Source organism: Humibacter soli (assembly GCF_054779035.1).
Genome location: NZ_BAAGYX010000001.1, coordinates 1,549,505 through 1,566,978, shown reverse-complemented (window position 1 = coordinate 1,566,978; position 17,474 = coordinate 1,549,505). Strand labels below are relative to the sequence as shown.

Below are 17,474 nucleotides of genomic sequence, written 5' to 3'. Positions count from 1 at the left end.
GATCATTTCGCGTCGCTCGGCGGATGATCGACCTGCGGACCTGCGGCACCGCTGTCGCGTCTTCCTTCGATGACAGCCGTCAGCGCGTCGATCTTGTCCATGAGAGCACGCACCTGCGCGCGGGTCGCCGGCTCATGGTCATCCCTGTTCCGCGACGCGCTCTCCACGATGAGCGACGCGAGCGTCGCAGTGATGACGCCGGCCAGCACGATCCCGCCGAACATCAGCCCGACGCCGACCAGACGACCGGTCTCCGTGACCGGCGTGTAGTCGCCGTACCCCGTCGTCGTCACCGTCACGCACGCCCACCACACAGCGATGCCGAAAGTGGTGATGTTCGCGTCGGGGGCGTGGCGCTCGGCCTGCAGCACCGCGAGCGACGCGATATAGATCAGGATGACCGTGACGCCGGCACCGTACACGGAGATCTCCGTGCGCATGCGGTTGCCCGGGGTCGATCTCACGCCGGGCATGGGCGTCAGAACCCGCAGCAGCCGAACGAGCCGGAGCACGGGGACGAGCGCGAACGCGAGGATGGCCAGGTGGGTGCGGAACCACGTCCACTTGTGTTCGGCCAGGCTGAGCCGAACGAGGTAGTCGACGATGAACAGGGCCCAGGTGACCAGCACGACGGTCACTGCGACGGCCTCCGCCGCGCCGGTGAGATCGGCGATGACCCACCATGAGTACGCGATGAGATAGGCGAAGCCCGCGATCATCAAGGGCAGCTCGGTGCGCCTTCGCCAGGTGGTCTCCTCCACACGCGAATCATGACGCAGCCGAGCCCGCGTGGTGGGAGGGCGCGCCCTTGGCATCACCTTCTGCGACCGCGAGATGAACGGCGTCGAGAATCACGCGTCATCCAGGTGCCAGAAGTGCCCACTGGCATCCGGGTACCTCGCGAGGATGTCGTCCAGGCTCATGTCGAGCTCGTCCAGGTTGTGACCGCTCAGATACACGTCGACATGATCGGCGCCGTTCTCCTCGTTGTGGTCGACGCCCGTCACGACCATCACATGGTCGAGGTCTCCGCCCTCCCAGCTGAACATCGCGACATCGCCGACGGCGACTTTCGAGCGGTCGCTCAGGTCGAACTCCTGCAGACCGAGGTCGTCCTCGTCTTCGGCGAAGTACGAGTCCATGGAGGGAACGTAACTCCAGGAGAGCGTGTGACCCTTGCCGGGGCCGTCATTGTGCCAGGCGTCGGTCATCGGCCATCCTCGGGCCACCAGCGTCTGGTTGACGAAGTTCGCACAGTCTCCGCCGACAGCATTCATGTCGCCGTATCGGGCGGTGTTGTAGGACTTCCAGTACTCGTCCACATAGCGAAGCTGATTCTGAACAGGGGTCGGCAGCGACATCATGCCGGCGTGCTCGAACTGTTCGCCCGCACCGTCGATGCTCGCGGCACGTGTGCACCCGCTGAGGCCTACCGTCGCCAGAAATGCGACGCAGAACGCGACGAGGACTCGTGCGAGCCGCCCTCGGATTGGGGCTTCTCTGCCGTGCTGATCGGTCGTGGAACGCATTGGAGTCACGTATCGATCCCATCAAGACGCCCGTATCGCCGGCGTACTGCGTTTTCGATACGCGGGCGATAGGTTCCCCCGTCAGCTCGCCGGCCGCGCCGAGGGGCGCCGCGAGCCCAGGTGATCTTCCCCTGCGCAATTCCTGGTGCGACACTGAGCGTATGCCGACAATCAATGTCGATCCGATCGGTAGTTCATGGGCTCTCCCCGCCTCGCTCGAGGACGAGCTCGCCGAAGGACGAGAAGCGCGTGATCGCGTTCCGCGTGAGTCTCTCGCGGAACTTCCTGGCGGGGCTCGCGACCCCATGGCCATCCTTGATGCGCAGGACGCGACTCGCGTTCCCGAGCTCGTGCCCATCCGCACGCAGCGCATGGCCGAGACCCCCTTCACGTTCTACCGAGGCACGGCCGCTCTGATGGCGGCGGATCTGGCGCGGTGCCCGAGCACCGACCTGCTCGTCGGGTCGTGCGGTGACGCACACGTATCGAACTTCGGGCTCTATGCATCACCGCAGCGCACGCTCGTGTTCGACCTCAACGACTTCGACGAAGCGGCGTGGGCGCCCTGGGAGTGGGATCTCAAGCGTCTGATCACAAGCGTCGTCATCGCGGGGCAGTCAACGTCTCGAGATGACAGCGTGATCCGGGATGCCGCGCTGGAGGCCGTGCGCACCTATGCGCGCTCGATGGAGACGGGCGCGCGGCGCAGCCCTCTCAAGCGCTACTACGAACGATTCGACGCGGTCGCGGCGGCGCGCACAACCGACGACAAGACTCGAGAGATCATCGATCAGGCCATCAAGAGCGCCGAGAAGCGGACGGGTGCGCGCGCCGCACGCAAGCTGACGAGACGCAACGAGGCTGGTCGTCTGCTGTTCGAGGAGATGCCGCCGACGATGACCCACGTCAGCCCTGTCGTCGAAAACCGTGTACTGCAGGTGTTCAACGACTACGTGCTCTCGGCGAACGTCGACATCCGCATCCTGCTTCAGAAATACGTGCTCGCGGATGTCGCACTTCGGGTCGTCGGCGTGGGAAGCGTCGGCACCCGTTGCTACGTCATCGCAATGCAGGACGGCGACGGTGGAGCCCTGATGCTGCAGGCCAAAGAGGCTGGACGCAGCGTCCTCATCGAGCACGGCAAGGTGAAGCAACCGGAGCTGGTGGCGCGGTACATCGAGCTTCACGGCGAGGGTGGTCGCGTCGTCGCCATGCAGCGGGGCCTCCAAGCTGTCTCCGATCCATTCCTCGGACATCTGATGGGGATCGACCCCGACACCGGAGACCACCGCTACTTCTATGTGCGGCAGCTCCACGACAAGAAGGGCGGCTTCGAGATCGACGAGCTCGACGACTCGTCCTTCCGTTGGTACGCGGAGGCATGCGCCGCGACGCTCGCCCGCGCGCACGGACAATCTCCGCATTCATCGCCCGTCGCCGGATATGTCGGCGGCGGACGGGTCGTCGGCGAAGCGATCCTCGAGTGGGCGTACTCCTACGCCAAGCTCTCCTATGCGGACTGGGAGCTCTTCCGCCGCCACCGTGAGGTCGCTGAGGCCTGACCATGACCGCCGGGTCCGGCGCCACTGCTCGCACTGCGAAGTTCAACGGTCGGCTCGCCATCCTGTTGGCGATGGCGATGTTCGTGCTCGTCGTGGACACGTCCCTGATGAACGTGTCCATCTCGGCCGTCGTGCACGATCTCGACACGACGGCGAGCGGCGTGCAGGGCGCAATCGCCCTCGAGGCGCTGGTCTCCGCCGCGTTCATCCTCATCGGCGGCAAGACCGGCGACCTCATCGGCCGCAAGAGGGCATACACCCTTGGCCTTCTCGGCTACGCGATCGGTGCCATTGCGATGACGCTCGCGAACAGCCTCACGGCGATCATCGTGTTCTGGGCGGTCATCGGCGGCATCGGGGCCTCGCTGCTCCTTCCCGCGATGCAGTCACTCATCCACGGCAACTTCGAGGGCGACCACCAGAAGCGCGTCTACGCACTTGTCGGGGCGTCCGCGGCGATCGCCGCTGCGCTCGGCCCGCTGCTCGGAGGCTTTCTCACGACGTTCCTCTCCTGGCGCGTCGGCTTCCTGCTCGAGGCCGTCGTGATCGGCATCGTGCTCCTCGGCCTTCCCATGGTCAAGGACGTGCCCTACACCGGCGAGCGCTCGATCGATCTCGTCGGCGCCGCGCTCTCGGTCGTCGGCATGGGCGGGGTGGTGCTGGGCATCCTGATCTGGCAGGAGGGCGGCGAATACGTCGCGATCGTGATCGCATTCGGCGTCGTCGCGCTCGGCGGCCTCATGATCTGGCTGCGGGCACGCAAGCGCTCGGGCAAGCCGACGCTGCTGGATCCGACTCTCTTCTCGTCGAAGCCGTTCCGTACCGGTGTCGGCGGTCAGCTGACACAGCAGATCGCCCTCGGCGGCACGATGATCGTGCTGCCGCTGTACCTCCAGATGGTTCTCGAGTACAACGCTCTACTCGCCGGCCTGTCGATCGCGCCGCTGTCGCTCAGCATGTTCGTCGTCGCGTTGCTGGCGGGACGCATCGCCAAGGGTCGCCCGGCCAATCTGATCCTGTGGGGATTCGTGCTCGCGGTGGCGGGGCTCGTCATCCTCGAGCCGATCGTTCCCATCGCGACGTCGGGCTGGTACCTGCTCGTGCCGCTCATCATCACCGGCTCCGGCCTCGGACTCCTCGTGTCGCAGCTCAACAACTTCACCCTGTCACCCATTACGGACGAGCGAGTGAGCGAGGCGGCGGGCGTCAACTCGGCGGCGGGATCGTTCGGCCTGTCGTTCGGGCTGGCCTTCGCGGGCGCGATCATGCTCGCGACGCTCGCCGCGACCTTCACCTCGCTCACCGAGTCGTCTAAGGTACTCACCTCCGAGCAGAAGCAGCAGGTCTCGACGGTGCTCGAGCAGGATGCCCAACTCATGTCGAACACGGGATTCAAAGAACTCCTCGCTGACGAGCCACCGGAGGCGGCGGCCGAGGTCATCCGCATCAACACCGAGGCGCGGCCGTTCGCGCTGCAGATCGCCTTGCTCGTGCCGATCCTCGCCGGAGGTGTCGGCATCGTCAACGGCTTCCGCATGCGGCGCCTGCCGGATCCGAGGCCGTCGGGTGCCGAGACGATGTTGGGCTGATCTGCTCGGCCGAACAGCGAAGATGGTGTCGGATCCGGACTTCATCGTGCATACTTGGTCAATTGACCCAGTTCCGCCCGATGGAGAGCAGGAGCGACACGTGAGCCTATTCGGAACACAGCGCGAACGGACGAGCGCATGACGCGCATGTCCGTCGCCGAGCGCCGCGTCGCCCTCGTGGCGGCCGCCCTGCGCGTGATCGCCAGACAGGGCATGTCCGCGGCGACCACCCGCGCGATCGCTGCAGAGGCAGGGATGCCCCAGGCATCGTTCCACTACGCGTTCGAATCCCGCGACGAGCTGATGCGCGAGGTCGTACGGCACGTCGTCGAGCGCGAGGAGACCTCGATCCTCCCCGCCATCGCCCCCGAGGCGGCCCCGGCCGGCATGCGGGATGCGTTGCGCAGCGGTCTTCAGCACTACTTCGCGGGCGTGAAGTCCGACCCCGATCACGAACGAGCGATGTTCGAGCTTGCGCAGTACTCGCAGCGCACACCCGGCTCGGAGCAGCTGGCGGCACAGCAGTACGAGAGCTACTTCGAGCTCGCGGAAGCGTCGCTCACCGCGGCCGAGCAGCTCGTCGGCGCCCGATGGACGGTGCCTGTCGATCAGGTTGCCAAGGTGCTCGTCGGCTTCACCGACGGACTCACCACCACATGGCTCGCGACCCGTGACGACGAAGCCGCTGCGCGTTTCATCGAGATCGCCGCGGATTCGCTGGCGCGCCTGAGCGAACCGCTCTCCGGCTCGACGACGGAGGAGAGCGAGCTCGGTGACGCCACGCCTCAAGACGCCTCGGTGGGCGGAGCGGGCGCATGACCGCCGAGAACACCGCCATGCCGGGTGCCCCGATGACCGTCGCCGTCTTCGCGGAGCCGGTCCGTCGCGTCGGCGGGCGCTGGATCGCCGCGTTCGCGCTCGCCTGGTTCGGCGTCTGGATGGCGCAGCTCACCCCGGTGCAGCTGTTGCTGCCCTCGCAGATCCAGGAACAGCTGAAGACCGACGACTGGGTGCAGAACGTCGTCGCATTCGGCGTCATCTCGGGCATCTCGGCTCTGTTCGCCATCGTCGCGTTCCCCGTCACGGGCGCCCTCTCGGACCGCACGACAAGTCGTTTCGGCAGGCGTCGCCCATGGATCCTCGCGGGCGCCCTGCTCTTCGCGCTGTCCCTGCTCGTACTCGGTGTGCAGACCACGATGCTGGGCATCGGCATCTTCTGGTGTCTCGCCCTCACCGGATTCTGCGTGCTGACGGCGGCTCTCACCGCGACCATCAGCGACCAGGTGCCCGTCGACCAGCGCGGTTACGTCTCCGGGTGGCTCTCGGCGCCTCAGGCGATCGGCATCATCGGGGGCATCCTGCTCGTCACGCTTCTCGGGCTCGGCACGTTCATGGGCTACGCGGCGATGGCGGTGCTGCTCGTCGTGCTGGTCGTGCCGTTCCTGTTCATCCCGGATGCCGTGCTCCTGCCGAGCCAGCGTGCGCCGTGGTCTCTGCGTGCCATGATCGACTCCCTGTGGATCAGCCCCAAGCGCTACCCGGACTTCGGCTGGACGCTGCTCAGCCGCGTTCTCGTGAACTTCGGAAACGCCTTCGGCACGAGCCTGCTGCTGTACTTCCTCGAGTTCGGGCTGCACGACAAGCACGCGCAGGATGACCTGATCGTTCTGGTGCTGATCTACATGGTCTTCGTGATCGTGGCCGCCCTCGCACTCGGCAAGCTTTCCGACGTGCTCGGCAGGCGCAAGTCGTTCGTGTTCCTGTCCTCGGCGTTGCAAGCGGTCGCGGCGATCATCCTCGCCTTCGTCCCGACGTTCGGCATCACGATGGTGGCAGCCGGCCTGCTCGGTCTCGGCTACGGATGCTTCCTCGCCGTCGACCAGGCGCTGGCGACCCAGGTGCTCCCCGACCCGGAGACCAGGGGCAAAGACCTCGGCATCATGAACATCGCCACCGCGGTTCCGCAGGCCGCGGCTCCGCTGCTCGGTGCGTTCATGGTCTTCCTGACCGGGTTCATGGGTCTGTTCATCCTCTCGGCCGTGTTCGCCTTCGCCGGCGCGGTCGCCGTCTCACGAGTGAAAGCGGTGCGCTGATGGCCGCCCTGACATCCACGATCGACCTGGCCCTGCCGCCGGAGGCTTCCCGTCGCCGATGGGGCAACGCCGCACTGTACTGGCCGTCGCTGACCACGGCGACGGCTCACCTCGACGCCCCCGTCGCCGTGCTCGAGCTCGACGCGCTGCGCGCCAACACCCACGACATGCTGGGACGTGCGGCCGGCAAGCCCATCCGCGTCGCATCGAAGTCCGTGCGCGTGCGCTCCGTGGTCGATGCGGTGCTGGCGCTGCCCGGCTACCACGGCGTGCTCGCCTACACGCTCGCCGAGGGACTCTGGCTGGCGGAGGGCGACGCCGAGCACGCCCCGATCGACGACGTCGTCATCGGCTACCCGAGCACCGACCGCTCCGCACTGCGCCGTCTCGCATCCTCGGCGGAGCTCGCATCGCGCGTGACGATCATGGTCGACTCCGTCGATCACCTCGATCTCATCGACCACCTCGTCGCCCCTGGCGAGCGCGAGACGATCAGGGTCGCCATCGAGCTGGATGCTTCGTGGTACGGACCTGCGGGACGCATCGGCGTCTTCCGCTCGCCGGTGCACACCGCTGAGCAAGCGGCGAGCCTGGCGCGTGCCGTCGCGGACCGTCCCGGGTTCTCACTGGTCGGGATGATGGCGTACGAGGCGCAGATCGCAGGCCAGGGTGACGCTCCGCGCGGCCGGCCGGGGTACGCCGTCACAGTGCGCTGGATGCAGCGCAACTCGAAGGCAGAGCTCGCGGAGCGCAGGGCCGCAGCCGTCGACGCCGTTCGCGCCATCGCGGACCTCGAGTTCGTGAACGGAGGCGGGACGGGATCGCTCGAGTTCACGTCATCCGACCCCTCCGTCACCGAGATCGCCGCCGGCAGCGGACTGCTCGGCGGCCACCTGTTCGACAACTACCGTTCGTTCCGTCCGGCGCCCGCCGCCGCCTTCGCGCTCGACGTCGTGCGCAAGGCGGAGCCGAGCAGCGCGACGATGCTCGGCGGGGGATGGGTGGCGTCCGGCCCGCCGGCGGTCGACCGGCTGCCCCGCATCACCTGGCCGACCGGACTGCGCATGGCGCCGCGCGAGATGGCGGGCGAGGTGCAGACCCCTGTGAGCGGACCGAACGCGGCCGCTCTGCGCGTCGGCGACCGCGTGTGGTTCCGGCACACCAAGTCGGGTGAGTTGAGCGAGCACGTGAACGATTTCACGCTCGTCGTGGGCGGTGAGGTCGTCGGCACCGTGCCGACCTATCGCGGTGAGGGAAAGGCGTTCCTGTGACCGCCACCGGTGCGACGTGGCGCAACTGGGGACGCAGTCAGAAGATCCGCCCGGCTCACGTCGAGCGGCCGAGGGACACCGCTGCGGTGCAGCGAGCCGTGTCATCCGCTGCCGACCGAGGCCTGCACGTCAAGGCCGTCGGCGCAGGGCACAGCTTCTCGGGCATCGCGGTCGCGCCCGGCGTGCTGCTCGACCTCTACGAGCTGAGCGGCGTCGTCGGCGTCGACGAGGCATCCTGCCGCGTCACCCTCGGTGCGGGAACCAATCTCTACCGGCTTCCCGAGCTTCTGGCGCCATACGGGCTCGCCCTGCAGAACATGGGCGACATCGACAGGCAGACGATCGCGGGCGCCACCTCGACGGGCACGCACGGCACCGGCGGACGGTTCGGCGGCCTCGCGACGCAGATCGTCGGTGTGACGCTCGTCACAGGTGACGGCTCGGTGCTGCGCGTCGACGAAACGGAGAACGCCGACTTGCTTCCCGCGGTGCGGCTCGGACTCGGGGCGCTCGGAGTGCTCGTCGACATCACCATCCAGTGCGTTCCCGCGTTCCTGCTGCACGCCGTGGAGGCGTCGGAACCCCTCGGAGACGTGCTGGATGCCTACCTCGACCGTTCGCAGCGTGAGGACCACTTCGAGTTCTACTGGTTCCCCCACACCGACGTCGCGGTGACCAAGACGAACACCAGGCTCCCACTCGATGCGCCGCGGAATCCCCGAGGTGGCTTCCGTGCCTGGCTCGGTGACGAGCTGATCGCCAACGGCCTCTACCGGGGCGTCTGCGCGCTCGGAACCGCCGTGCCCGCCATGGTGCCTCCGGTGAACCGGATCGCCGGCCGGCTGATGGGCAACGGCGAGTTCACCGACCTGTCTCCGCGCGTCTTCGTGACGAACCGCGGCGTGCGATTCCGCGAGATGGAGTACGCGCTGCCACGAGAGGCGGTGCCATCCGCGCTGCGCGAGGTCGACTCGCTCATCCGCCGAAGAGGCTGGTGCGTCTCGTTCCCCGTCGAGGTGCGCTCTGCCGCCGCCGACGAGAACTGGATGTCGACCGCATACGGCCGCGACACCGGATACATCGCCGTGCATCGCTACTTCCGCGAGAACCCGACCGAATACTTCGCCGCGGTCGAGGCGATCATGCGCGCGCACGACGGTCGCCCGCACTGGGGAAAGATGCACACCAGAACGGCCGAGGACCTTCGGCCGGCGTACCCGCGCTTCGACGACTTCGTCGCCGCACGGGACAGGCTCGACCCGGCCGGAGTCTTCGAGAACAAGTACCTGAGGACCGTGCTCGGACCCGTTCGAGTCGCCACGACCTGAGGCCTCAGCTGGTGCATCCGTCGTGCCGCTGTCGTCCAGCGTTCGCCACGGTGAGCCTTGGCTGATCCGTAGCTTCGAGTGTCGTGGGAACGCCGGGTTCGCCACGACCCGGCCGGTAGGATGACCGGGTGTCGTCCTTCGACACGCCCACACGGTTCCCCTAGGAGTTGCCTGCCATGGAATGGCTGATCCCCGTCATCATCATCGTCGTGATTCTGGTGATCATCGGCATCTACTTCTGGGCGACGTACAACTCTCTTGTCACGCTCAACGTGCGGGTGGACGAGGCCTGGAGCGACATCACGGTCCAGCTCAAGCGGCGTGCCGACCTCATCCCGAACCTCATCGAGACGGTCAAGGGCTACGCCGCACACGAGAAGACCGTGTTCGAAGACGTCACGAAGGCGCGCGCAGAGACCCTCTCTGCGCAAGGACCGGCAGAGGCGTCAGCGGCTGAAGGACACATCCAGTCAGCCCTGAAGAGCATCTTCGCCGTCGCGGAGGCCTACCCGCAGCTGCAGGCGAGCCAGAACTTCCTGCGACTGCAGTCCGACCTGGTCGACACCGAAGACAAGATCCAGGCCGCGCGTCGCTTCTACAACGGGGGAGTGCGCGAGTTCAACACGAAGATCAAGGTCTTCCCGAACAACATCTTCGCCAAGCGACTCGGCTTCTCGGCCCGCGACTTCTTCGAGGTGGCAGACGCCAACGCGATCGCCGAGCCGCCGCGCGTTCAGTTCTAGTCGGCGCCATCTCGGTCAAGACCGGAACATCCGAACGCAGCACATCCGTGGAGCACAGGGGACCCGTCTATGTATAGGGCCATCGCCGCGAACAAGCGGAACACCGTCTTCATCATCTTCGTCTTCCTGGTGATCATCGGCCTGATCGGTTGGCTCGCGAGCTACCTCTTTCACAGCTGGGCGATCCTCATCATCGTGATGGTCGTCGCCGTCGCGTATGCGCTCATCCAGTACTTCGCGGCATCGGGACAAGCGGTAGTGGCATCCGGCGCGGTCGAGATTCAGAAGTCCGACAACCCCCGGCTCTGGAACACCGTCGAGAACCTCTCGATCGCCACCGGCATGCCGATGCCCAAGGTGTACATCATCAACGACCCGGCACCCAACGCGTTCGCAACCGGCCGCGACCCTCAGCACGCCATCGTCGCTGCGACCACAGGACTCCTCGACATCATGGATGACCGCGAGCTCGAAGGCGTCATGGCGCACGAGCTCGGTCACGTGCGCAACTACGACATCCGGGTCTCGATGATCGTGTTCGGACTCACCGTCGCGATCGGCCTCATCGCCGACATCCTGCTGCGCATGAGCCTCTTCGGCGGCTTCGCCGGCGGCAACAACCGCAATAACAACAGCGGAGGCGGCGGAGGCGGAAACCCGATCCTCCTGGTCATCGGCATCGTCGCCCTGGTGCTCGCCCCGATCATGGCATCGCTCGTGCAGCTCGCCGTCTCGCGGCAGCGCGAATACCTCGCCGACGCCACCAGCGCCATGACCACCCGAGACCCCGACGAGCTCGTCAGCGCCCTGCAGAAACTCGACGAATACGGTCGCCCGCTGCGCAGGCAGAACTCCTCGATGGCACACCTCTGGATCGCCAGCCCGCTCAAGCCCACCCTCATGAGCCGCCTCTTCTCCACCCACCCGCCGATCGAGCAGCGCATCGAGCGCCTGCAGAAGATGAGCGGGCAGTTTTGAGGCGACATCTTCTTGCGCGCCGGTCCCCGCCCGGCGCGCCGCTGTCGGCTTGAGCGTCTGGTAGCTTTCGGCGCCGGCACAGCCGCCGCCTCGTAAAGCGTGTTGCCCCACCCCGTGGGTTGAGGAGCACGCCGCAGGCGAGCGTCTCGAAACCCTCATGCCGAAGTCGATCAGGCGTCGGCGACCTCGGCGGCCAGCGGGCCCGCAAGGGTGCCTCGCGGGCGCACCTCGATGGCGGAGAGTCCCTGCCACTCTGCGGCGTCCCTGAGCAGGGCGGCCAGCCTGGCGGGAGTGTCCGCGTCGGCGGCGGGCTGAGCCCAGGCCGACTGCACGATGAGCACACCCGACTTGCGGTCGCTCTTGAGGTCGACCCTGCCGACGATCGTGTCGTCCTGCAGCACGGGAAGCACGTAGTAGCCGTACACCCGGCGAGCGGCAGGAGTGTAGATCTCGATGCGGTAGTCCAGGTCGAACATCCGCAACGCACGAGCACGCTCCCACACCACAGGGTCGAACGGGGAGAGCAGCGCGGATGTCCGCATCGCACGCGGCATCCGTGCTCCGGTGGCCAGCCAGGCAGGCGTCGGACGCCCGGAACGCTCCCATCCGGCGACGCTGACCGGTTCGACCTCGCCCGCGTCCTCGAGCTGGCGCAGCGCGGCGGCAGTCGGAACACTCTTCAGTCGGTAGTAGTCCGCGATGTCGCTCAGCGTGCCGACGCCCAGCGCGCGTACCGAACGGAGCACCAGCTCACGCACGGCGTCATCCTTCGGAACCGTGCGGTCGATGGCCTCCGGTGGCAGCACCTGCTCCGGAAGCGCGTAGCGGCGTTCGAAGCGGTTGCGGCCGGCGGTCGCGACGTCACCGAACCGGAAGAGCAGCTCCAGGGTGTGCTTCACCTCGGACCAGCCCCACCACGGGCCCTTCCGCACGTTCTCCTCGTGTTCGATCTCGCTGGCCGCGAGCGGGCCGCGGTCCGCCAGCTCATCCAGTAGCCAGCGAGCCGTGCGGCCGTTGCGCTGCTCCCAGTCGTCGCCCGCGTACTTCTGACGCAGCTCGTGCATGCGCCAACCGAACAGGGGAAGGTCGTGGCCGCGCACGAACGCCGCCTCGTGTGCGACGTACTCGGTGTAGGGAGCGCGCGTGCGCAGGGTCAGGGCATCGAGCAGCGACTTGTCGTACGCCCCGAGCCGCGCGAAGACCGGCAGATAGTGACTGCGCTCGAACACGTTGACCGAGTCGATCTGCAGCAGCCGGATGCGGTCGATGAGGCCGTTCAGCTGCCGCGTTCCCACTCCGCCAGCGGCGCGCGGCTTGCCGAAGCCCTGGGCGGCGAGCGCGGTGCGCCTGGCCTGGGCTGCGGAGATCGTGGGAGTGCGGGTCGACGATGCCATCCGCACGAGGCTAGGGCATGCCGCCGACATAGACTGACCCGATGGCACGCCCACCGGAACCCGGCAGGACACCCGAGACGACCGAACCCGAGACCATCGACGAGACTCTGCCGCGAGGCGTTCGCGTCGCCGGCGCCTGGTCGTGGCGATTGCTGCTGATCGGTGCGGTGATCGCGGTTGTCGTCTTCCTCATCGTCGAGCTGCGCCTCATCGTCGTTCCGGTGCTCATCGCGGTGCTGCTCTCCGCATTGCTGGTGCCGCTCGTGCAGCTGATGACCAGGCACCGCTGGCCGCGTTGGCTGGCGATCGTGTTCGCGTTCGTGATCGTCACGCTGGTGATCGGCGGCCTGGTGCTGCTCGTGGTCTGGCAGATCAGGGAAGAGGCCCACGCGCTGCAGCACAGGAGCGTCGAGGCGTACAACGCGTTCCGCGACTGGCTCCACGGGCCGCCGCTCGCGCTGACCGACCAGCAGGTGGATGGATACCTGACGCAGGCCTGGAAGGCGCTGCAGCAGGACAGCCAGGTGCTCGTCTCCGGCGCCCTCTCGATCGGATCGACACTCGGCCACGTGCTGACGGGGGCCCTGCTCACGGCGTTCAGCACGTTGTTCATCCTGATCGACGGCAAGGGCATCTGGGGCTGGATCGTGCGGATCTTCCCTCGACGTGCGAGGGCCGCCGTCGATGGCGCCGGGCAGGCCGGCTGGATCACCCTCACCAACTTCGCGAGGGTGCAGGTGCTCGTGGCGTCGATCGACGCGGTCGGCATCGGTCTCGTCGCTTTCTTCCTCGGGCTGCCGCTCGTGATCCCTATCGCCGTTCTGGTGTTCCTCGGCTCGTTCATCCCGATCGTCGGCGCCGTGATCACCGGTGCGCTCGCCGTGGTGGTCGCGCTCGTCTACAACGGCTGGGTCGCGGCCGTCATCATGCTCATCGGCGTGCTCGCCGTCCAGCAGATCGAGGGACACATTCTGCAGCCCCTGATCATGGGGTCGGCCGTCAAGGTGCATCCGCTCGCCGTCGTGCTTGTGGTGGCGACCGGGTCGCTGCTCGCAGGCATCCCCGGAGCCCTCTTCGCCGTTCCGTTCGCCGCGGTGCTCAACGTGATGGTGAGGTACGTCTCAGGCGGCACCTGGAGATCGGCGACCGAAACCGCCTATACGACGGGGCCACCCGACATGCTCTGGCAGACGGTCCCGCGGCCACGCAGGCTCCGGGGCTCGAGGGTCGCCGGAGCGGACGACGACTCCGATTCCGACCACGAGAACGACGGTGACCGGAGCTGACGGCGACCGGGATCGATGGTGGCGAGGGATGACAGCGACGTCATTCCGGCCGGGGAATACACCCGAACATAAACTGTGCGGGTGGCAACAGTGAGCGCAACTCAACGTCCCTCAGCCGTCGCACCGAGCCTGGACGAAATCGAGGATGCCCACGCCGTGGTCTCCAGAGTGGCCAAACGGACCCCGGTCGAGACGTCCACCTACTTGACCGAGCTGCTCGGATCGCCGGTGCTCCTCAAGTGCGAGAACTTGCAGCGCACCGGCTCGTACAAGATCCGTGGCGCCTACTACATGATGTCGAAGCTGAGCGCGGAAGAGCGTGCGCGCGGCGTCGTCGCGGCATCCGCCGGCAATCATGCGCAGGGCGTCGCCTTCGCGGCGCGGGAGCTCGGCGTGAAGTCCACCATCTTCATGCCGCTGGGCGTCGCACTGCCGAAGCTGCAGGCGACCCGCGACTACGGCGCGCATGTCGTGCTCGGCGGCGCGACCGTCGACGAGCCGCTCCGCGCGGCCGCGGCATTCGCACGCGACACCGGCGCCGTGTTCGTTCCGCCGTTCGACCACCCCGACGTGATCGCCGGACAGGGGGCGCTCGGGCTCGACATCCTCGACGACGTACCCGACGTGGAGACGGTGATCGTGCCGATCGGCGGAGGCGGTCTGATCTCCGGCGTCGCGGCTGCCGTCAAGCAGCGGGCGAAGCGGGAAGGGCGTCAGATCCGCGTCATCGGCGTGCAGGCGGAGAACGCTGCGTCGTATCCGGTCTCGCTGCGTGCCGGAACGCCCACGGAGATCTCGATCGGCGCGACGATCGCCGACGGCATCGCGGTCAGCAAGCCGGGCATCCTGAACTTCGAGATCGTCAAAGACCTGGTCGACGAGGTCGTCACCGTGAGCGACGACGACACGGCGCGGGCGATCCTCGTGCTGCTGGAGCGCTCCAAGCTCGTCGTGGAGCCGGCCGGTGCGGTCGGGGTGGCTGCGATCGTCTCCGGCGCGGTGCAGGCTGCCGCAGGCAGCCTCGGGCGCACGGTCGTCATCCTCTCCGGGGGCAACATCGACCCGCTGCTCATGCAGCGCGTGGTGGCCGCAGGCCTCGCGATCTCGGACCGCTACCTGAACCTGCGCCTCATGCTGCCGGATCGTCCCGGCCAGCTCGCGCGAACCTCCGAGCTGATCGCCGCGGCGAACGCGAACGTCGTCGAGGTGATGCACACCAGGAACGGACACGGGCTCGAGATCAGCCAGGTCGAGTTGCAGGTCAGCGTCGAGACCCGCGGACCGGAGCACAAGGCCGAGGTCGTACGCATCCTGCGCGAGGCGGGATACGACCCGATCGTCGACTGACGGCTACTGGCCCGCCCAGGTCTCCACATTCTTGACGTCGACGGCGATCTGGCGGCCGTTGGGCGCCGTGTAGGTGGTGGACTCGCCGACCTTCAGGCCCAGGATGGCTGCGCCGAGGGGACTCGCCTCGCTGTACACCGACAGCTCGCTGCCGTCGCCGATCTCGCGGTTTCCGATGATGAAGGTGTCTTCGTCTCCGGCGATCACCGCGGTGACCACGGTTCCGGGCTCGACGACGCCCTTGCTCTCGGGAGCGGTTCCGACCTTGGCGTGACGCAGCAGATCCGTCAGCTGAACGATGCGGGCCTCCTGAACGCCCTGAGCGTCCTTGGCCGCGTGGTAGCCGCCGTTCTCCTTGAGGTCGCCCTCTTCGCGCGCGGCCTCGATGCGCTTGGCGATCTCGGTGCGGCCGACCGTGCTGAGGTGCTCGAGCTCCGCAGCGAGGCGGTCGTACGCCTCCTGGGTCAAGAACGTGACCTGCGTGTCCTGGGACATGGTGAACTCCTCGGGGGCCGATAAAAAGGGGCTAAAACTACATCGACGCCCCGACGTGTCCGTCAGGGCGTATCAGAGCATTGTAGAGCATCTCCGAGGGTTGCCGCGTTGAAGCGCGCGCAAGTGGGGGAGATCATCGGCTGCCTGCGGTACCGGATGCCCAGCACGAGTCCAGCGAGCCAGATACGCTCGGCTCGGTGGTGCGCACGGTGGCAGTGAACGACCGGGTCGTCTTCGACGACTTCGGAAGCTGGATGACCTTCCACCCCGTCACCGCGAACTCGACGTTCTGCGCTTCGACCGCACAGGCGACCGAGGCTCCGGCATCCGCCGACACGGTGAACGAGACCTTCACGTGCTGCGCGTCGACGACCTGGTCCGCGCCGGAATCCGCATTGATGCCCGTGCCGCTGACCTGGTCGAGGCCGGCCCAGAGCGTCCAGCACGCCATCACGACGACGATGAAGACGCCGAGCCCGATCAAGAGCCAGCGGTCTCGTCGCTTGCGCGCGGGGGTGCGTCCGTACCGCGCTCCGATGCCGGAGGCGATCGTCTCCTGAGCAGCCGCTGGGGCGGATGCCGATGGTTCGGGCACGAGACGTCCTTGCTCAGATCGAACGATTAAGATTGCCGTGCAAGCCTACGTGCTTCGGCTGAGCACGCTCCGCGCAGCTCACCGGGATCAGCCCACCCATACCCGAACCTCCAGAGATTGACGGTGACCGATAGTGACGCTTCGTCTGCTCGCCGTGCACGCGCATCCCGACGACGAGTCGAGCAAGGGTGCCGCAACGTACGCCTACTACGTGAGCCGCGGCGTCGAGGTGATGGTCGTGAGCTGCACCGGTGGTGAGCGCGGCGATATCCTCAACGAGGGGCTCGAGGCGAGGGCCATGGCCGAGCGCGATCTGCCGGGGCTGCGCCGCATCGAGATGGATGCCGCAGCACAGGTTCTCGGCATCCGCCACCGCTGGCTCGGCTACGTCGACTCCGGCATGCCGAGCGAGGACGGCAGTGTTCCGCCCAACTCGTTCGCCGCCATCCCGCTGGAGATCTCGGCGGAGCCGCTCGTCAAGGTCATCCGCGACTTCAAGCCGCAGGTGCTTATCACCTACGACGAGAACGGCGGATACCCGCATCCCGACCACATCAGGTGCCACGACGTCTCGGTGGCGGCGTACGACTGGGCTGCGGACCCCGAGCGCTACCCGACGGCAGGGGAGCCGTGGCAGATCGGCAAGCTGTATTACGAGCGCACCTTCAACGCGAAGCGCTTCACGAGCGTCTTCGATCAGGTGCGGGCAGATGACCCGGAGTCTCCGCTCATCGAGCACTTCGAGGGCATGCTGGAGCGCTTTGCGAACGCTCCCGAGCTCACGCTGACCAGCGTGCCTGCAGGGGACTTCTTCGACGCGAGGGATGCCGCACTTCGCTCGCACGCGAGCCAGGTGTCGCCCGAGAGCTCCTTCTTCTTCTGGCCGAACGACGTGCAGCGCAGGGCCTGGCCGTACGAGGACTTCCAGTTGGTCGACTCGAAGGTGCCGACCACGACGCCGGAGAACGATCTCTTCAGCGGAATCGAGGATGCATAGGTGATCTCCCTCTACGTGCTTGCGGCGTCGACCCCGACGCCGAAGGTGCCCAACGCCGATCTGGTGACCCCTGGCGTGTGGGGGTTCGTCATCACGCTCCTCGTCGGCGTGGCGACGATCCTGCTCATCATGGACATGGTGCGGCGGGTGCGGCGGGTGCGGTATCGGGCGGAGGTCAACGCCAAGCTCGACGCCGAGCAGGCGGCGGCAGGGCAACAGGTGGAGCGCCGCGAGAACGGGTCGAGCGACCGCAACTCCTGACGCGGC

The 17,474-nt window shown here is 67.1% G+C and carries 17 protein-coding genes; 12 read left to right on the top strand and 5 right to left on the bottom strand.

Going from position 1 to position 17,474, the window contains the following annotated elements; translation table 11 throughout:
• Positions 1–2 precede the first annotated feature (2 nt).
• The gene (locus ACYVDN_RS07340; protein ID WP_460569907.1) at positions 3–761 is read right to left on the bottom strand and encodes a potassium channel family protein; all 759 of its coding nucleotides are present in this window, start codon (positions 759–761) and stop codon (positions 3–5) included.
• A gap of 90 nt (positions 762–851) precedes the next feature.
• On the bottom strand, positions 852–1,529 hold the full coding sequence (locus ACYVDN_RS07335) for an amidase domain-containing protein (RefSeq protein ID WP_460569905.1): 678 nt from the start codon (positions 1,527–1,529) through the stop codon (positions 852–854).
• 161 nt (positions 1,530–1,690) lie between these two features.
• Here ACYVDN_RS07335 and ACYVDN_RS07330 point away from each other — a divergent pair, with 161 nt between their 5' ends.
• The 8 genes from ACYVDN_RS07330 to ACYVDN_RS07295 all read left to right on the top strand — a co-directional run bounded on the left by ACYVDN_RS07330 (position 1,691) and on the right by ACYVDN_RS07295 (position 11,093).
• Positions 1,691–3,091: a DUF2252 domain-containing protein gene (locus ACYVDN_RS07330; protein WP_460569903.1), complete on the top strand. Its 1,401-nt coding sequence runs from the start codon at positions 1,691–1,693 to the stop codon at positions 3,089–3,091.
• A 2-nt stretch (positions 3,092–3,093) separates the two neighbouring features.
• The gene (locus ACYVDN_RS07325; protein WP_460569901.1) at positions 3,094–4,680 is read left to right on the top strand and encodes an efflux MFS transporter permease; all 1,587 of its coding nucleotides are present in this window, start codon (positions 3,094–3,096) and stop codon (positions 4,678–4,680) included.
• A gap of 138 nt (positions 4,681–4,818) precedes the next feature.
• Positions 4,819–5,499, top strand: coding sequence for a TetR/AcrR family transcriptional regulator (locus ACYVDN_RS07320; RefSeq protein WP_460569899.1), 681 nt, complete (start codon positions 4,819–4,821; stop codon positions 5,497–5,499).
• On the top strand, positions 5,496–6,773 hold the full coding sequence (locus tag ACYVDN_RS07315; RefSeq protein ID WP_460569897.1) for an MFS transporter: 1,278 nt from the start codon (positions 5,496–5,498) through the stop codon (positions 6,771–6,773). Before ACYVDN_RS07320 ends, ACYVDN_RS07315 begins: the two co-directional genes overlap by 4 nt.
• On the top strand, positions 6,773–8,044 hold the full coding sequence (locus tag ACYVDN_RS07310) for a type III PLP-dependent enzyme domain-containing protein (protein WP_460569895.1): 1,272 nt from the start codon (positions 6,773–6,775) through the stop codon (positions 8,042–8,044). The genes ACYVDN_RS07315 and ACYVDN_RS07310 overlap by 1 nt, the downstream gene beginning before the upstream one ends.
• Positions 8,041–9,372, top strand: coding sequence for an FAD-binding oxidoreductase (locus ACYVDN_RS07305; RefSeq protein WP_460569893.1), 1,332 nt, complete (start codon positions 8,041–8,043; stop codon positions 9,370–9,372). The genes ACYVDN_RS07310 and ACYVDN_RS07305 overlap by 4 nt, the downstream gene beginning before the upstream one ends.
• A gap of 176 nt (positions 9,373–9,548) precedes the next feature.
• Positions 9,549–10,115, top strand: coding sequence for a LemA family protein (locus tag ACYVDN_RS07300; RefSeq protein ID WP_460569891.1), 567 nt, complete (start codon positions 9,549–9,551; stop codon positions 10,113–10,115).
• Between the two features lie 69 nt (positions 10,116–10,184).
• Positions 10,185–11,093, top strand: a complete 909-nt coding sequence (locus tag ACYVDN_RS07295) for a M48 family metallopeptidase (RefSeq protein ID WP_460569889.1) — start codon at positions 10,185–10,187, stop codon at positions 11,091–11,093.
• Between the two features lie 170 nt (positions 11,094–11,263).
• Here ACYVDN_RS07295 and ACYVDN_RS07290 read toward each other — a convergent pair whose 3' ends face one another.
• The gene (locus ACYVDN_RS07290; protein WP_460569887.1) at positions 11,264–12,487 is read right to left on the bottom strand and encodes a winged helix-turn-helix domain-containing protein; all 1,224 of its coding nucleotides are present in this window, start codon (positions 12,485–12,487) and stop codon (positions 11,264–11,266) included.
• Positions 12,488–12,528: 41 nt separating this feature from the next.
• Here ACYVDN_RS07290 and ACYVDN_RS07285 point away from each other — a divergent pair, with 41 nt between their 5' ends.
• Both ACYVDN_RS07285 and ilvA read left to right on the top strand, forming a co-directional pair.
• On the top strand, positions 12,529–13,773 hold the full coding sequence (locus tag ACYVDN_RS07285; protein ID WP_460569885.1) for an AI-2E family transporter: 1,245 nt from the start codon (positions 12,529–12,531) through the stop codon (positions 13,771–13,773).
• Between the two features lie 81 nt (positions 13,774–13,854).
• Positions 13,855–15,120 carry a threonine ammonia-lyase gene (gene ilvA, locus ACYVDN_RS07280; protein WP_460569883.1) on the top strand — a complete coding sequence of 422 codons (1,266 nt, stop codon included), beginning with the start codon at positions 13,855–13,857 and terminating at the stop codon, positions 15,118–15,120.
• A gap of 3 nt (positions 15,121–15,123) precedes the next feature.
• Here the strand turns inward: ilvA and greA are convergent, their stop codons facing one another.
• Complete coding sequence (gene greA / locus ACYVDN_RS07275) at positions 15,124–15,615, bottom strand: GreA/GreB family elongation factor (protein WP_460569881.1); 492 nt, start codon at positions 15,613–15,615, stop codon at positions 15,124–15,126.
• Between the two features lie 133 nt (positions 15,616–15,748).
• Positions 15,749–16,210, bottom strand: coding sequence for a DUF4307 domain-containing protein (locus ACYVDN_RS07270; RefSeq protein WP_460569880.1), 462 nt, complete (start codon positions 16,208–16,210; stop codon positions 15,749–15,751).
• Between the two features lie 133 nt (positions 16,211–16,343).
• Between ACYVDN_RS07270 and mca the strand changes: the two genes are divergently transcribed.
• Complete coding sequence (gene mca / locus ACYVDN_RS07265; protein ID WP_460569878.1) at positions 16,344–17,207, top strand: PIG-L family deacetylase; 864 nt, start codon at positions 16,344–16,346, stop codon at positions 17,205–17,207.
• Positions 17,208–17,468, top strand: a complete 261-nt coding sequence (locus ACYVDN_RS07260) for a hypothetical protein (protein WP_460569876.1) — start codon at positions 17,208–17,210, stop codon at positions 17,466–17,468.
• Positions 17,469–17,474 lie beyond the last annotated feature (6 nt).

Excerpts from the sequence above, each read along its gene's own strand:
- ACYVDN_RS07310 (WP_460569895.1), top strand. The coding sequence starts at position 6,773 with ATGGCCGCCCTGACATCCACGATCGACCTGGCCCTGCCGCCGGAGGCT.
- ACYVDN_RS07300 (WP_460569891.1), top strand. The coding sequence starts at position 9,549 with ATGGAATGGCTGATCCCCGTCATCATCATCGTCGTGATTCTGGTGATC.
- ACYVDN_RS07295 (WP_460569889.1), top strand. The coding sequence starts at position 10,185 with ATGTATAGGGCCATCGCCGCGAACAAGCGGAACACCGTCTTCATCATC.
- ACYVDN_RS07320 (WP_460569899.1), top strand. The coding sequence starts at position 4,819 with ATGACGCGCATGTCCGTCGCCGAGCGCCGCGTCGCCCTCGTGGCGGCC.
- ACYVDN_RS07315 (WP_460569897.1), top strand. The coding sequence starts at position 5,496 with ATGACCGCCGAGAACACCGCCATGCCGGGTGCCCCGATGACCGTCGCC.
- ACYVDN_RS07290 (WP_460569887.1), bottom strand. The coding sequence starts at position 12,487 with ATGGCATCGTCGACCCGCACTCCCACGATCTCCGCAGCCCAGGCCAGG.
- greA (WP_460569881.1), bottom strand. The coding sequence starts at position 15,615 with ATGTCCCAGGACACGCAGGTCACGTTCTTGACCCAGGAGGCGTACGAC.
- ACYVDN_RS07285 (WP_460569885.1), top strand. The coding sequence starts at position 12,529 with ATGGCACGCCCACCGGAACCCGGCAGGACACCCGAGACGACCGAACCC.
- ACYVDN_RS07330 (WP_460569903.1), top strand. The coding sequence starts at position 1,691 with ATGCCGACAATCAATGTCGATCCGATCGGTAGTTCATGGGCTCTCCCC.
- ACYVDN_RS07335 (WP_460569905.1), bottom strand. The coding sequence starts at position 1,529 with ATGCGTTCCACGACCGATCAGCACGGCAGAGAAGCCCCAATCCGAGGG.
- ACYVDN_RS07325 (WP_460569901.1), top strand. The coding sequence starts at position 3,094 with ATGACCGCCGGGTCCGGCGCCACTGCTCGCACTGCGAAGTTCAACGGT.